This window comes from Nocardioides sp. (assembly GCF_014360585.1).
Taxonomy (GTDB): domain Bacteria; phylum Actinomycetota; class Actinomycetes; order Propionibacteriales; family Nocardioidaceae; genus Nocardioides.
This window is the reverse complement of record NZ_JACIXG010000116.1, coordinates 1-13988: the sequence shown is the minus strand read 5'-3', so window position 1 is coordinate 13988 and position 13988 is coordinate 1. Positions and strand designations below refer to the sequence as shown.

Annotated in this window: 8 protein-coding genes and 1 pseudogene; 5 read left to right on the top strand and 4 right to left on the bottom strand. The window is 71.5% G+C overall.

Features of this window, described 5'->3' with window-relative positions; genetic code table 11:
• Window positions 1–75: 75 nt before the first annotated feature.
• Window positions 76–1326 (bottom strand): lipopolysaccharide biosynthesis protein, encoded by a 1251-nt coding sequence (locus tag H5T77_RS24080; RefSeq protein ID WP_292653141.1) that lies wholly within the window; start codon window positions 1324–1326, stop codon window positions 76–78.
• A 139-nt stretch (window positions 1327–1465) separates the two neighbouring features.
• Between H5T77_RS24080 and H5T77_RS24075 the strand changes: the two genes are divergently transcribed.
• Both H5T77_RS24075 and H5T77_RS24070 read left to right on the top strand, forming a co-directional pair.
• The gene (locus tag H5T77_RS24075) at window positions 1466–3184 is read left to right on the top strand and encodes an MmpA family trehalose lipid delivery protein (RefSeq protein WP_292653140.1); all 1719 of its coding nucleotides are present in this window, start codon (window positions 1466–1468) and stop codon (window positions 3182–3184) included.
• 20 nt (window positions 3185–3204) lie between these two features.
• Window positions 3205–3360 carry a hypothetical protein gene (locus tag H5T77_RS24070; RefSeq protein WP_292653139.1) on the top strand — a complete coding sequence of 52 codons (156 nt, stop codon included), beginning with the start codon at window positions 3205–3207 and terminating at the stop codon, window positions 3358–3360.
• Window positions 3361–3437: 77 nt separating this feature from the next.
• Here the strand turns inward: H5T77_RS24070 and H5T77_RS24065 are convergent, their stop codons facing one another.
• Window positions 3438–4556, bottom strand: a complete 1119-nt coding sequence (locus tag H5T77_RS24065; protein WP_292653138.1) for a glycosyltransferase family 4 protein — start codon at window positions 4554–4556, stop codon at window positions 3438–3440.
• A gap of 193 nt (window positions 4557–4749) precedes the next feature.
• Between H5T77_RS24065 and H5T77_RS24060 the strand changes: the two genes are divergently transcribed.
• Both H5T77_RS24060 and H5T77_RS25805 read left to right on the top strand, forming a co-directional pair.
• Window positions 4750–5547: a class I SAM-dependent methyltransferase gene (locus tag H5T77_RS24060; RefSeq protein WP_292653137.1), complete on the top strand. Its 798-nt coding sequence runs from the start codon at window positions 4750–4752 to the stop codon at window positions 5545–5547.
• Window positions 5463–8714, top strand: a pseudogene (locus tag H5T77_RS25805) (alpha-(1->3)-arabinofuranosyltransferase domain-containing protein); the annotation flags it as partial. The gene H5T77_RS24060 and the pseudogene H5T77_RS25805, both read left to right, overlap by 85 nt.
• A gap of 860 nt (window positions 8715–9574) precedes the next feature.
• Here the strand turns inward: H5T77_RS25805 and H5T77_RS24050 are convergent.
• Complete coding sequence (locus H5T77_RS24050) at window positions 9575–10777, bottom strand: acyltransferase family protein (protein ID WP_292653136.1); 1203 nt, start codon at window positions 10775–10777, stop codon at window positions 9575–9577.
• Window positions 10777–12693: a hypothetical protein gene (locus H5T77_RS24045; protein ID WP_292653135.1), complete on the bottom strand. Its 1917-nt coding sequence runs from the start codon at window positions 12691–12693 to the stop codon at window positions 10777–10779. The genes H5T77_RS24050 and H5T77_RS24045 overlap by 1 nt, the downstream gene beginning before the upstream one ends.
• A gap of 110 nt (window positions 12694–12803) precedes the next feature.
• On the opposite strand from H5T77_RS24045, the gene pgfA reads away from it, so the two are divergent.
• Complete coding sequence (gene pgfA / locus H5T77_RS24040; RefSeq protein ID WP_292653134.1) at window positions 12804–13766, top strand: cell envelope lipid trafficking protein PgfA; 963 nt, start codon at window positions 12804–12806, stop codon at window positions 13764–13766.
• Window positions 13767–13988: the final 222 nt, after the last annotated feature.

Sequence of the window (13988 nt, the reverse complement as noted above, 5' to 3'; positions counted from 1 at the left end):
CCGAGCCGTCACCCGCGCCGGCCGAGACGTCACCGCGGTCGGCCGAGTTGGCATCCGGGTGCCAACTCGGCCGACCTAAGTGACGTCTCGGCCGGTCGGGGTCTGGCTGAGGCGCCAGAAGGTGACGGTCAGGAGGACGGCGGCGAGGGCGGCGTCGACGCTGAGGACCGTCCAGACCAGGCCCGCGACGGTGGTCTGTGTCGCGCCGAGGACGAGGACGGCGACTACGGCGATCCAGAGGAGGTACGCCGAGAGCCGGCTGCGCCGGGCCAGGACCGAGTAGACGAGCAGCTGGAGCACGGAGAGCACCATGCCGAGGATCGCGAAGACCCAGAGCAGATCCTGGATCTCGGCGTAGTCGGGGCCGCCGATGAAGATCATCGCGAGCCACGACAGCAGCCAGGAGCCCGCGATCGCGCACGCGCCGAGCCCGCCGACCAGCGCCAGCGACCTGAGCAGCGCGGAGCGGCGGCTGGACTCGGCCGACATCGAGGGGAAGGCGATGATCACCACGAACTGCGGGAGGAAGAGCACCGCCTTGGTGAGGATCAGGCCACCTGCGTACAGGCCGGAGACGTGGTCGGAGAGGACGTTGCGGGCGATCAGGATGTCGACGTTGGAGAGGGCGAAGAAGCCCAGCAGCGCGAACGAGCCGTGCAGCATCTCGACGACGACGGGCTTCACCGGGCCGATCGCCCCGGCAGGAGGCGTACGCCGCCGCAGCACCCACCAGCCGACGATCGCCGGGGCGAACTGGGCCAGCGCCACCCCGGCCATGGCGGCACCCTCGGTGGGACGGATCCACATCGCCGCGGTGGTGACCACCAGCCGGGGGATGCCGAGAGCCAGGTAGACCATCGCCAGGCTGAGCCAGCGCCGCTCGCCCTGCAGCACCCCGGCCTGACCGCCCATGATGGTCAGCGGCACGGCGCAGACGGCGACCAGCAGAGCCGGATAGATCGAGTCCAGCCGCAGCACCCGCCAGACCAGCGGCGAGGCGACGAGCATGACCACACCGACGACGATCGCCGCCCGGTAGGTCGCGCGCAGCACCGTCTGCTCGATGGCGCGCTCCTGGCCGGGCGTCCCGGTCACCCGGCGCGACGCCGTCGCCTGCATCCCGAGCTGGACCACGCCGACGACGAGGAGCAGCGACATCATCGACGCCACGCCGCCGTACTGGCTGGGGCCGAGGATCCGGGCGGCGATGATCTGGAAGCCGTAGGTCGCGATGTTGGTGACCATGATGCAGACCGCGAGGAATCCGCTGCTGCGGATGAGCGCGGACAGCCTGCGCCGGCGGGCGCTGATCGGGCTGGCGGTCATCGTGGGCACCTGGAAAGACTAGGACGAGAGCGGCCACATGCCGGCACCGGCATCCGCCCAGCAGCGGAACTCGATCGCCACAATTGACGTCTCGGACGACGTGACCGACGTCTCGGCACGTTGGGCTTAGGGTGGCCGCGTGAGCGAGCGCCAGCGAGTGAACGATCGCGTGAGCGAGCGGGTGGTGCCTACGGTGTGGGCGGGCGTGCTCGCGGTGCTGATGCTGGGACCGGCGCTGGGGCCGGGGTTCGTGCTGACCTACGACATGGTGTGGGTGCCCGACCTGACGCTGACGCGCGACGTGCTCGGGCTCGGGTCGGGGCTGCCGCGGGCGGTGCCCTCGGACGCGGTGGTCGCGGTGCTGGACGAGGTCGTGCCGGGTCTCGCCCTGCAGAAGCTCGTCCTGGTGGGTGCGCTGGTGGCCGCCGGGGCGGGGGCGGCGGAGCTGGTGCGCGATCGCTCGCTCCCCGCGCGGCTGGCGGTGGTGAGCCTGACGGTCTGGAGCCCGTACGCTGCCGAGCGGCTCTGGATGGGTCACTGGCCGATGCTGCTGGCCTATGCCGCCGTGCCCTGGCTCGTGGTCGCCGGCCGCCGTCGAGCAGCGGGCGGACCGAGCCCGGTGTGGATGCTGCCCGTCCTCATCGCCGGCAGCCTGAGCGCGAGCGCGGGTCTCGTCGCGGGAGCTGTGCTGCTCGCCACCGGCCTGCGGCCCGGTCGGCGACCGGGCCTGCTGGTCGCCGCGGTGGCAGCCGTCAACGCGCCGTGGCTCGTCACCGGGCTCACCCACAGCTCCCAGGCGGCCGCGGCGTCCGGGTTCGAGGTCTTCGCGCTGCGCGGCGACGCCCTGCCCGCCCCGCTGGCCGCACTCTCCCTCGCCGGGATCTGGAACACCTCGGTCGTCCCCGCGAGCCGCGACGGCTGGCTGGCCTGGGCCGCCTTGGCGCTTCTGGTGACACTGGCCGTCGCCGGGCTCCGCAGATGGTGGACGAACGACGAGCAGCGGATCCCGATCCTCGGGCTGTGGGCCACCGGTCTCGGCCTCGCGGTCGCTGGCTGGGCCGCACCGCAAGCGCTCGACGCCCTCGCCCAGGAGGTCCCCGGCCTGGCCCTGATCCGGGACAGCAGCCGCCTGCTCCCGCTCTGTCTGCCCCTGCTGATCCTGACCGCCGCAGCCGGTGTCGACGCCCTGGGGGAGAGGCTGCGCGGCACCGCGCCGCGATGGGCGGCCGCGGTCGTCGTCGCCGTCGCGCCGGTCGCGGTGCTTCCCGATGCCGCCTGGGGTCTGGCGGGCGGGATCGGCGCAGCCGACTATCCGGCGCAGTGGCAGCACGCCGGCTCGACGCTGGCGCAGGAGTCGGCGCCCGGCGACGTGCTCGTCCTGCCCTGGTCCGCCTACCGCGCCCCGGCGTGGAACGCACACCGCCCCGTCCTCGACCCGCTGCCGCGGATGCTGCCCAGACCGAGCGTGACCGACGGCGACCTCGTCATCGGTGGCACCACGATCCCGGGTGAGGACCGGCGGGCGAGCTCGGCCGCCGAGGCCCTCACGGCAGCGGACCCACAGGCGCGGGCGAGCGCGCTGAGACGCCTCGGGATCGGGTACGCCATCACCGACCGCACCGCGGGCGAGGCCCCCCGCGTGGCTGGTGAGGTGGTCTTCGACGACGGCGGGCTGCTCCTGCAGCGGCTGCCCGAGGAGAGCGACGCAGTGACAGGGCACGCCACCCACCCGGCGACGCTCGTGGCAGCGACCGGGGCATGGGCGGCGTACGTCCTGGTATGGCTCGTTGCCACAACGTCAACAGTTCTGCTACTGATCAGTATGGCTCGCCGGCGGACTGCTAGGGTTCGCGACTAGGAGAGGGAGGTCACATATTCATGGGCAACATCATCGCCATCGTCGCCAGCATTCTTGTGGGCGGCGGCGTCGCCGCAGCGACTGTCGTCGGAGTCGTCAGCAGCAGCACGGACAACACCGTCAAGAATCCTCCGACCGTCTCTGAGTCGACGATTCAGTACGGCACCAGCGACTGAGCAAGTCAGAGCTGAGAAGGGGCCCGGCGGTTATCCGCCGGGCCCCTTCTACATCTGTCGACAGCTGTCGACGGCGGTCAGTCCGCGCCGACGACGCGCCCCTGCAGCGCCGAGGCGAGCACGGCGTTGAAGTTGAGCTGGCTCTGCTCCCAGGTGTGCTTGCGGGCGTGCCAGCGGGCACCCTCGGCCAGCTCCTTGCGACGGATCTCGTCACCGAGGAGGTCGCCGAGCGCGGCCACGAACCCGGCCTGGTCGTCGACCAGGATCCCGGACTCGCCGTCGTCGATCGACTCCGTCGTGCCGCCCGCGTCGCGGAAGGCGACCGTCGGGGTGCCGTGCTGCGCGGCCTCGGTGACGACCAGGCCCCAGCCCTCCTTCAGCGACGGCAGCGCCATCAGCCAGGACCGCTCGTAGACCGCCTCCTTGGTCTCCTCGTCGACATGCCCCAGCATCTCGACGAAGTCGTCGCCCCCCACCCGGGAGACGTACGCCGCCAGCTCATCGGCCCACCAGCCGTCCCCGACGATCGTGAGCCGAAGGTCCGGGTAGGTCGCCCGCAGCGCCATCGCCGCGTCGACCGCGAGCTCGACCCGCTTGTGCGGCACCAACCGCCCGACGACGCAGACGGAGGGGTGCTCGGTCTTCGCCGGCCGGTCGCGCAGCGGGGCCGCGGCGCCGTTGTGCACGACCGCGACCCGGGCAGGGTCGACGCCGAGCGTCGCCAGCTCGGCGCGGGTGGCGCGGGAGACCGCGACGTACTGCTTGCGGCGGTAGAGCCGGGGCGCCAGCCAGGACTCGACCCACCATCCGATCCGCCCGGAGAGCCCCGGGTAGACCACCGGCCACTGCTCGCGGTGGACGTGGTGGACGAGCACCGCGACCGGTGCCCGGGTGCCGAGTGGCGTGAAGAACGGGAGCCCGTTCTGCACGTCGATGACCGCGTCGACGCGACCGATCGGGCCCATCCGGCCCAGCGCCAGCAGGAGCACGCCCCACAGGTAGATGCTGAGCTTGCCGCCGCGGCGTACGTAACGGACGCCGTCTCGCTCCTCGCGGGCACGCGCGCCCGGGTAGGCGGCGGTGAAGACCGTCACCCGCGCCCCGGCACTCACCAGGCCCGCGGTGATCTGGTGGAGGTAGTGCTCTGCCCCACCGGCTTCAGGGTTGTCGGTGTCGCGCCAGCTGAAGACCGCCACATGGCATGCGTTCAGCCGCGCTCCGTCGTTGGCGCGCAAAATCGGTGCTCCCCTGGATCTCGCAGTTACCCCGCTGCCGAGCGCTCCCTCCCCAGGGGTTGCGCGACCGGTGTCCCTCAACACCGTTACTGGAGAGTAGGACAGATCGTGACCGAATGCACACCCTCTGGGGTAATCGGTTAGGGTTCCCGCCGTGTCGAACCTTCTCGACCCCCGGAGCGGGGCCCAGCCCGATGCCCCGGCCGGCAGCGGCTGGAGGGCGACGCTTCGGCGCTCCGTACGCCTCTTCAACGACTTCCGCGTGGAGCAGACCGATCCCGCGCGGTTCTACACCGCGCTCGCCGCGGACTCGGTGGGCCAGCTGGCCCATTACACGGCTGGAGAGACTCTCGAGGGCACCGTCCTGCTCGACGTCGGCGGCGGCCCGGGCTACTTCCGCGACGCCTTCATGAAGGCGGGCGCGACCTACCTCGCGCTCGACGCCGACGCCGGTGAGATGCAGGGCGCCGGGATCGTCGCCGAGGGCAGCATGCTCGGCGACGGGATGCGGCTGCCGGTCCGCACCGGCTCGGTCGACGCCTGCTACTCCTCCAACGTGCTCGAGCACGTCCCGACCCCGACAGCCATGCTCGACGAGATGCTCCGGGTGACCAAGCCCGGTGGCGTCGTCTTCTGCTCCTACACGCTGTGGTGGGGCCCCTGGGGCGGCCACGAGACCAGCCCGTGGCACCTGCTCGGCGGCCGGTACGCCCGCCGTCGCTACCAGCGCAAGCACGGTCATGAGCCCAAGAACAGGTTCGGCGAGTCGATGTACGCAGCGACCGCCTCCGCCGGGCTGCGCTGGGCGCGCGCCCAGCGCCGGGCGGGCAACGCCGAGATCCTGGCTGCGGTTCCGCGCTACCACCCATGGTGGGCGGCGTGGCTGATGCGGGTGCCGGTGGTGAGGGAGGTGTTCTCATGGAACCTCCTGCTCGTGCTCCGCAGGACGTGAGAGGCCCTTCGGCCACCTCCCCCCTGAGGATCACGGCGTACGTCGCGATCCTGACCGCGATCACCTTCACCCAGGCCCCGGGCCGGATCGTCGCAGACACCAAGTTCGACCTGAGCGCCGACCCGTGGGCCTTCCTGGCCCGGGCGCTGAACATGTGGGACGCCCAGGGCGCCTTCGGCCAGGTGCAGAACCAGGCGATCGGCTATCTGTGGCCGATGGGGCCGTTCTACGGCCTCGGCCAGCTGGCCCACCTGCCGGAGTGGGTGATCCAGCGGCTGTGGTGGGCGCTGCTGCTCAACCTCGCCTTCCTCGGCGTTCTGATGGTCGCCCGCGAGCTGCGGCTGGGGCGGCCCTGGGCGCAGGTGGCGGGGGCGGCGGCGTACGTCCTCACGCCACGGGTGATGACCATCCTCGGAGCCAACTCGGTCGAGCTGTGGCCGACCGCGATCGCGCCGTGGGTGCTGCTCGCCGTCATCCGGGCCAGCGGCACCACCACGACGAGGGACCTGCTGCGCTGGTGCGCGCTGGCCGCCCTCGCGGTCGCCTGCGCCGGCGGCGTCAACGCGACCGCGGTCTCGGCGGTGCTGGTCCCGGGGGTGGTGTTCCTGCTGACCCGCACCGGCGCGAGGCGCTTCTGGGTGCTCGGCCTGTGGTGCGTGCTGACGATCCTCGCCACCTTGTGGTGGACCATCCCGCTGGTCCTCCAGGCCCGCTTCATCCCACCCTTCCTCGACTACATCGAGACCGCCTCGGTGACCGCGACGACCACCGGTCTGCTGCCGACTCTGCTCGGCACGTCCGACTGGGTCGCCTACGCCGACCCGGTCTACTACCCTGCCGGACAGAGCCTGCACGCCACCCCCTACCTGGTGCTCGACGCGGCCGCGGTCGTCGCGATCGCGCTGGCCGGGCTGGCCGGGCTCGGCCGCGGACGCAGGCATCCTGAGAGCAGGTTCCTGGTCGGCTGCGTGCTGGCCGGCGCCGTCCTCGTCGGGATCGGCTACACCGGCGCGCTGGCCGGCTGGGGAGCCGAAGCCCGTCAGGATCTGGTCGACGGTGCCCTGGCGGCGGTGCGCAACAGTCACAAGTACGACGCCGTGCTCCGTCTCGGCCTCGCCGCCGGGGTCGTGCTCACGGTCGAGACCATCCTCGCCCGGCCGCGCGTGACCAGGACCGCGCAGTGGCTCAGAACCGTGTTCGTCATCGCCGTGGTCGCCTCGCTGGCCGGTCTGGCGGTGCCCTGGGTACGTGGCCAGGTGCCGCCGCCCGGCTCGATCGAGCGCGTCCCGGAGTTCTGGACCGACGCGGCCGACCACCTCTCCGAGAACGACGACGGCGGCGTGACGCTGGTGGTCCCGGCCGCCCGGTTCGGCGACTACCTGTGGGGCAGCACCCACGACGAGGTGCTGCAGCCCTACGCCGACTTTCGCTGGGCGGTACGCGGCGTGGTGCCGCTGGCCGAGCCCGGCAACGTCGTCTGGCTCGACCGGGTCACCGAGGAGCTCGAGCGCGGCGTCCCGAGCGCGGATCTCGCCCCGATGCTGGCGAAAGCCGGCGTGACCCGCCTGCTGGTGCGCAACGACCTGCACTGGGGAACGACCGGCGCCCCGCCGCCGTCGCTGGTGCACGCCACCCTCGACCAGTCACCCGGTCTGACCCGCGAGGCGAGCTTCGGCACCGAGTTCGGCAACACTACCTATCACCGCGAGAAGGGCACCCGGGTGCTCGTCGACGGCGGCTTGGCGGGGGAGTACGCCCCGATCGAGATCTACGAGGTCGACGACGCGGCCAGCGGCGCGACCCTGATCCCGGCCAGGACGACCGTGATGGGCGACCCCGGCGAGCCCGCCAGCGGGGCGCCGGCGGTGCTGACCGCCGACGACACCCGTGAGTCGGAGGAGAAGGCCGACGTCATCCTGACCGACGGTCAGCGGCGGCGTACGACCATCTTCTCCGGCGTCCGTGCCAACTCCTCGGCGACCCGCACCGCCGAGGAGGGCGTCGACTCCGACAAACCGGAGAGCTTCCACCGATACCTGGAGGACCAGGAACGCTGGCAGAGCACTCTGGTCTGGCGCGGCGTCGAGGCCGTCGAGGCCTCGAGCTCGGCGGCGACGCCGGTGGAGGTCCCGGTCGATCGCGGCCAAGCGCCCTCGGCGGCCCTCGACGACGACCCGCAGACCCAGTGGCGCACCGAGACCGGGTGGGGGCTCACTCCCGAGGGCGCCTGGCTCCGGGTCCGGTTCGAGGACGAGATCGACCTCGGTAAGGTCACCGTCTCGGTCCCCGAGAACGTGGTCGGTGTCAAGCAGCTGGAGCTCGTCGCCGGGGCGCAGCTGCGGAAGGTCGACGCGCCGCTGCCGGGGGAGTCGGCGACGTACGACCTCACCGGCTCCAGAGCACGCAACCTCACCGTCACCGCACGCGGGGCCACCGCCCACGGGCCTTGGGGGATCAGCGAGCTCGACATCGAGGGCGTCGACGCGCAGCGCCTGATCGCGCTTCCCGAGCCGCCGGACGACGCCACTATCCGCAAGATCCGGCTCGGGCGCGACACCGACCGCAGCGGCTGTATCGCGACGAGCGAGGGAGCCACCGCGCGAAGCGCGGACCACAAGGGCGTGCTCTACTGTGAGCCGTTCCTGGCCGGCAGCGGCGAGGACGGCGACGTCCTGGACCGCCTCATCACCCTCACCCGCGGACAGTCCTTCGACGTCACCGGGACGGTGTCGCTGCGCCGGGACCACTCCTACGCCGCGGCGGCCGCCGACCTGGCCGGTATCGGCATCACCGCGCCGAGCAGCGGGGACATCGCGCAGTCGGCGCTCGCGATGGCCGACGGCGACGAGGGCACCTCCTGGCGGGCGCCCTCGACCGGTCCGGCCACGGTGAGCCTCGAGCTGCCGAGACGCCAGCCGGTCAGGTCGCTTCGGCTCATCGTCGACGAGGCCGCCCCGGTCAGCATCCCGACGGAGGTCGAGGTCACCGACCTGCGTCGCCCGAAACGCACCGTGACTCGCGCGGTCGACGACGACGGCCTCATCGAGCTCCCCCGCGGCTGGCGCACCGACCGGCTCCGGATCCAGATCACCGAGACCGACGCCGCCTTCGACCAGCCCTCGAGCATGGCCGACGCGACCGAGCTGCCCGCCGGCATCTCCGAGCTCAGGGTCAACGATCGGCCGCTCGGCGACGGGCGGCTCCGCGCCGGCTGCGCCGACGGCCCCACGATCCGTGTCGACGAGCGGGTGCTGCGTACGTCGGTGAACGGGTCGCTCTCCGACCTGCTGCGCGGTGCCGCGGTGCCGTTGGTGGTCTGCGGCACCGCCCCGGTCGCCCTCGCCGCCGGGGAGAACACGCTGCTCGCGGATCCGGGAGCAGCGCTACGTGTCGACAGCCTCGAGCTCAGCGCGGACGTGATCGCGGACGTGGAGCCCCCGGCCGCGGTCGAAGTGGAGCGCGACGAGCGCGACGCGGCGGTCTCGGCGACGGTCACCGCGGAGACCCATGACCGGGTCCTGGTGCTCCCGCAGAACATCAACCCCGGTGCCACCGCGACCCTGGACGGTGAGGTCCTCCGCGCCCAGCGGGTCGACGGCTGGCAGCAGGGCTGGATCGTTCCCGCCGGTGCCGGGGGAGAGGTACGTTTCGGCTACGCCCCCGATGAGACCTACCGCGCCGGACTGCTCGCCGGTGCGGGCGGAGCGGCGCTGGTCCTGATGCTCGCGATGGCGACCTCGTGGCGGCGTCGAGGCGCCCTGCCGAGCCTGGAGCTCTTCCCCGTCGCCGCACCATGGCGCTGGTACGACGGTGGGCTGCTGGTGCTCGTGGCTGGTCTGCTCGCGGGTTGGTGGGGGGCGCTGGCCGCTGTGGTGGCCTGGTTGCTGCCGCGGCTGACCGGACGCCGGCCGGGTGTCGTACGGCTGCTGGCCGCCGGGTCGGGGGCGGCGCTGCTCGCCGGAGCCCTGGCCGTCGAGATCCTCCCGGCCACCTGGGACCTGCCCTGGGACCCGCCCGCCTGGACGGCTCAGGCGTTCTCCCTGGTCGCCGTCGTGCTGGTCGCGGCGGCCGCCTCGGCAGCGCCGCGATCAGGCGCGGAGGCACGCCAGCCGCGCAGCCGCATGATCGGGCGCTCGAGGAAGAGGTAGGACAGCGTCGCGAGCGGGATGGTGACCACGAGGGTCATCCCCAGCACGGTCCAGAAACGGTCGTTGAAGGTGCCCAGGCCGAGCAGCTCGATCCCCATCAGCAGCACGAACATGTGCATCGCGAAGATGCCGTAGGAGATCGCGCCCAGCGCGCTGGGCACCGGACCTGCCAGCCAACGGCGTACCGGCCCCTCGAGCTCGGGTCCGAAGACCAGCGGGAAGACGACGCAGACCGCGATCGCGCCGTAGAGCACGCACTTGAGTGCCGACTCGGCCGGCGTGGGTGCATCGACCAACATGGTGGGGCCGGTGATCGGCGTGCAGGCGGCGACGAAGAGCCCCAGCGCCAGCAGCCACCAGCCGACCAGGTCGCGCGCCGCGGCGTCCAGGCGCGCGCGCAGACCCGGGTCGACCGAGCAGGCCGCGAGCGTGGTGCCGCCCAGGAACCACGGCAGGTACGCCGGCAGCCACTCCGCCGCGAACGGCTGGTCGAACCAGGTCCGGGCGCCGCCGGCGAAGACCACGCCGCCGACGGTGAGGAGCAGCGACACGACGAGCACGCGGCGGAGGTCGAAGCGGTCCCGTGGCGTCAGCAGCCGCACCACCAGCGGCAGGGCGAGGTAGAAGGCGACCTCGGTGGAGAGGCTCCACATGTGCGCCAGGCCGTGGGGGTGCGAGTCCTCGACATAGATCTGGGTCAGGGTCAGGTTGGCGATCCAGTCGCCGACGTCAGCGTCGGAGTTCTCGGGGACGACGAGGAGGCAGACGGTGACGACAACCCAGTAGAGCGGCAGGATCCGTAGTGCACGCTTCCACAGGTATCGCCCGGTGCTCGGTGAAGCGGCACCGGCGGCGCTGGCCGCGAACCACGGCCTGGCCAGCAGGAACCCGGAGACCACGAAGAAGAGCGCCACCCCGAGGTCGAAGTGGGCCAGCATCGCGCCGGTCCAGCCCTGCGGATAGCGACCGGTCTGGAACCCGACATGGGTCAGCACGACCATCAGCGCCCCGACGGCGCGCAGTGCGTCGAGGGTGAGGAACCGGCGGTCCAGGTCGCTTCGGACTTCGATTGGGGCAGTCATCAGCCGCCTCCCTCCGCAGCCGAGATCGGGTCGCCGTACGGCACCACTTCGCCGACCTCGATGTCGCTGACGCATGGGGTCGCCCCGGGTGTGAGGCTCTGGAAGCTGACAGCTTCGAACCGGCCCTCAACCGTGCGCAGGTAGAGGCTGCGGAAGCCGGTCTCGACCTCCACCTCGTAGGAATGGTCGCCCGTGGTCACGCGCATCCGACCCACTTCCTCGGGGCCGGCGACGTAAGCGACCCGGATCCACCAACCGGCACCGGCGACGCCACCGTCGAGGCCCACCTCGAGCGGCGTCGGGCCCACCCGTGTCTGACACTCGTCCGGGCTCGAGGTCTGGTCGGCACCGACCGAGCGGCGCTCGGGATCGACCGCCGCAGGCCGGACGTGACCGTCCTCGTCGACCAGGTAGAGGTTGTCGGTGCTGACCTGTGGGAAGTCCATCTTGTCCGACAGCGGCCGGAGAACTCGGCTCACCTGGTTGTAGGGATACGACGCGCCCCAGATCATCCACTGGGGCACCGGTCCGTCGGCCATCGGCAGCGGCTCGTCGACCTCGGCCAGGTCGGCGCGGACCGTGTCCATGTAGTTCCGGGTGCTGTTGTCCTCGTGCCAGCCCTGGGCGTAGGAGTAGGACGAGAAGAGTCCCAGCGCCGTGACGACCGCCGTGGCGACCGCGACCCGCTTCGGGACGTCGAGGAAGGGCGAGGTACGCGTCGAGGCGAGCGTCTCCACCGCCCCGCGCAGCGGCAGCGTGGCGAGTGCGAGGGCCATCGCGGTGACGGCGATGGTGTCGGTGAGGTAGCGGTAGGCGAGCGCGATGTCGGCGCCGACGCTGCCGGCCCGGATGGCGGTGATCAGAGCGATGTCGAGGACGAGGATGCCGCCGACCAGCCACCACGCACGTAGCGCGGTCGTGCGGGTCCGGCCGAGCTCGTAGGTCAGCAGCGCCAGCAGAGCGACGGCCAGAACCGAGACCACGGTGCCGGGCTCAGCCCAGCCGGCCGAGTTGCCCTCGAGCCATGTCCAGCGCAGCGGCCCGCCGACCACGCCGGGCGCCCACGACTCCAGCAGGAATCGCTGGGTGACCAGCGCGAAACCGTTGGCGTTGGAGCTGCCGGATCCCGTCGAGGAGCCTGCGCCGAGGGTGAGGTAGGCGACCCCGGAGCCGATCGCGACCACGCTGTAGAGCAGCACACCGGGCAGGTAGCGTCCCGCGATCGTCCGCATCCGGCTCACGATGTCGCCGCTCGCGAACCAGCCCAGAGCCAGCACGGCGTACGGCCAGAACAGCAGCATCGCCTTCTCGCCGAAGGCGACGGCGGCGAGGGTGATCAGCATGGTCAGCAGCGCCCAGCCGAACCGCCGCGAGCGCAGGTAGTTGAGATGGGCCCACGACCCCCAGAAGATCGCGGCGAGGAAGGGCATCTGGGTGATGCCGGGGCCCCAGGACAGGAACGCCGGCAGGCTGATCGAGCTGAAGAGGAAAAGGGCCAGCGGTGGCAGGATGCCACGGCGGCGTCCGAACGCGGAGCAGAGGAACACCAGCGCGCCGAGGCTGGCGATCGCCTGCAGCACCAGCAGCTCGATGGCCGGGTAGGCCCACTCGTACGGGTCGAGACCGAAGTTGAACGCCGTCAGCGCGAACGCGCCCGGCATCAGGTGCCCGGCGAAGCCGTTGAAGATAAGGTCCGCCGAGAGCCCGTCGGACATCAGCTTGGACATGAAGTTGGCGTCGTCGAAGCGGTACCACGACCCGCTCAGCGCCCAGGCTCGGAACGCCAGCTGTGCCGTGATCATGGCGAGCGCGACCGCGACGACCTTCCCGGGGGTCGCCAGCAGGCCGGCGTCAGCGGCGCTCGCGGGGGCGCCGGCCTCGCCGTCGGCGGCGGGGGTGGGGTGGGGGAGTGACACGAGGACGAAGTGTCGCACAGCGGTTTGTGACCCGTTGCACACCTGCCCGGGTATTGCTGCTACGGTTCGGCGGATCGAGGGGGACTCAGGCCTTGGGAGGGGCATAGAACATGCGAAGAGTGATTGGTTACGTCTTCTTGCTGATCGGCGCGTTTGCGCTGGTCGCTGCTGGGGTTGCCGGCTTCTGGGGCAGGGACGCCGCGGCGACCGTGCCGCTCAACGTCAACACCACGACCGTGCTCGAGGGCACGGCCAGCGGTGCGCTGGCCAAGTCGGACGACCCGGTCCCGGTGAAGTACACCCGGACGACCGAGGCCGCCCCGAAGGACTCGACCGACGACGTCGTCGTCTTCGTCGAGGCCGGCTGCATCATGGTCCAGGAGGGCGACACACCCGACTGTGCCCGCGCCGAGGAGGACCCTCGCGTGGTGACGACGACCGAGCGCGCCTACGCCATGGACCGCAAGACCTCCGAGGTCGTCGAGGACCAGGCGAAGTACGTCGGTGAGGACAAGGCCGTCGCGAACATGAGCGGCCTGGCCGGCAAGTTCCCGTTCGGCACCGATCGTCACGACTACGAGTACTGGGACGACACGCTCGGTAGGACCGTCGTCGCCACCTACGTCGACGACGTCGACATCGAGGGCGTGAAGACCTACCAGTTCGAGGTCTCCGCCTCCTCCGACGACGAGATCCTGTCCAAGGGCGAGGACGGCGAGCCGGGCACCGACGACGACGTCCGCGGTTCCTACGAGGCCACCCAGACGATCTACGTCGAGCCGACCACCGGTTCCTACATCGACCAGAGCGCGACCCAGAAGATGGTCACCAGCACCGGCCTCGAGCTCATCGACGCCGAGATGAGCTACACCGACGAGACCGTCTCCAAGAACGCCGAGGACGCCGAGGCCAACATCTCCAAGCTCGACCTGATCGGCACCTGGATCCCCGTCGGCGGCGTCGTCGCCGGCCTGCTGTTCCTGCTGATCGGCCTGTGGCTGGTGCTGCGCGGTCGCAGGCCCAACGGTGGCGCCCACGCTGCCTCGGACGACCGCACCCTGGTTGATGCCTGAGCCTGCGACCCGCGACGAAGTCGCGAGTCGCAACGCGAAGGGATCGAGCGAGCGCAGCGGGTGAGCTTGCGAACCCGCGAAGCGGGTCGAGATCCACGTAAGTGTCACGAACGACCGCGGGTCCGGAGGCTGACAGCCTCCGGACCCGCGGTCGTCGTCGGGGGCGGGTCTAGCCGATCGCCAGGTCTGCGCCGAAGATCGCAGTCCCGGGGGTCAGCAGCC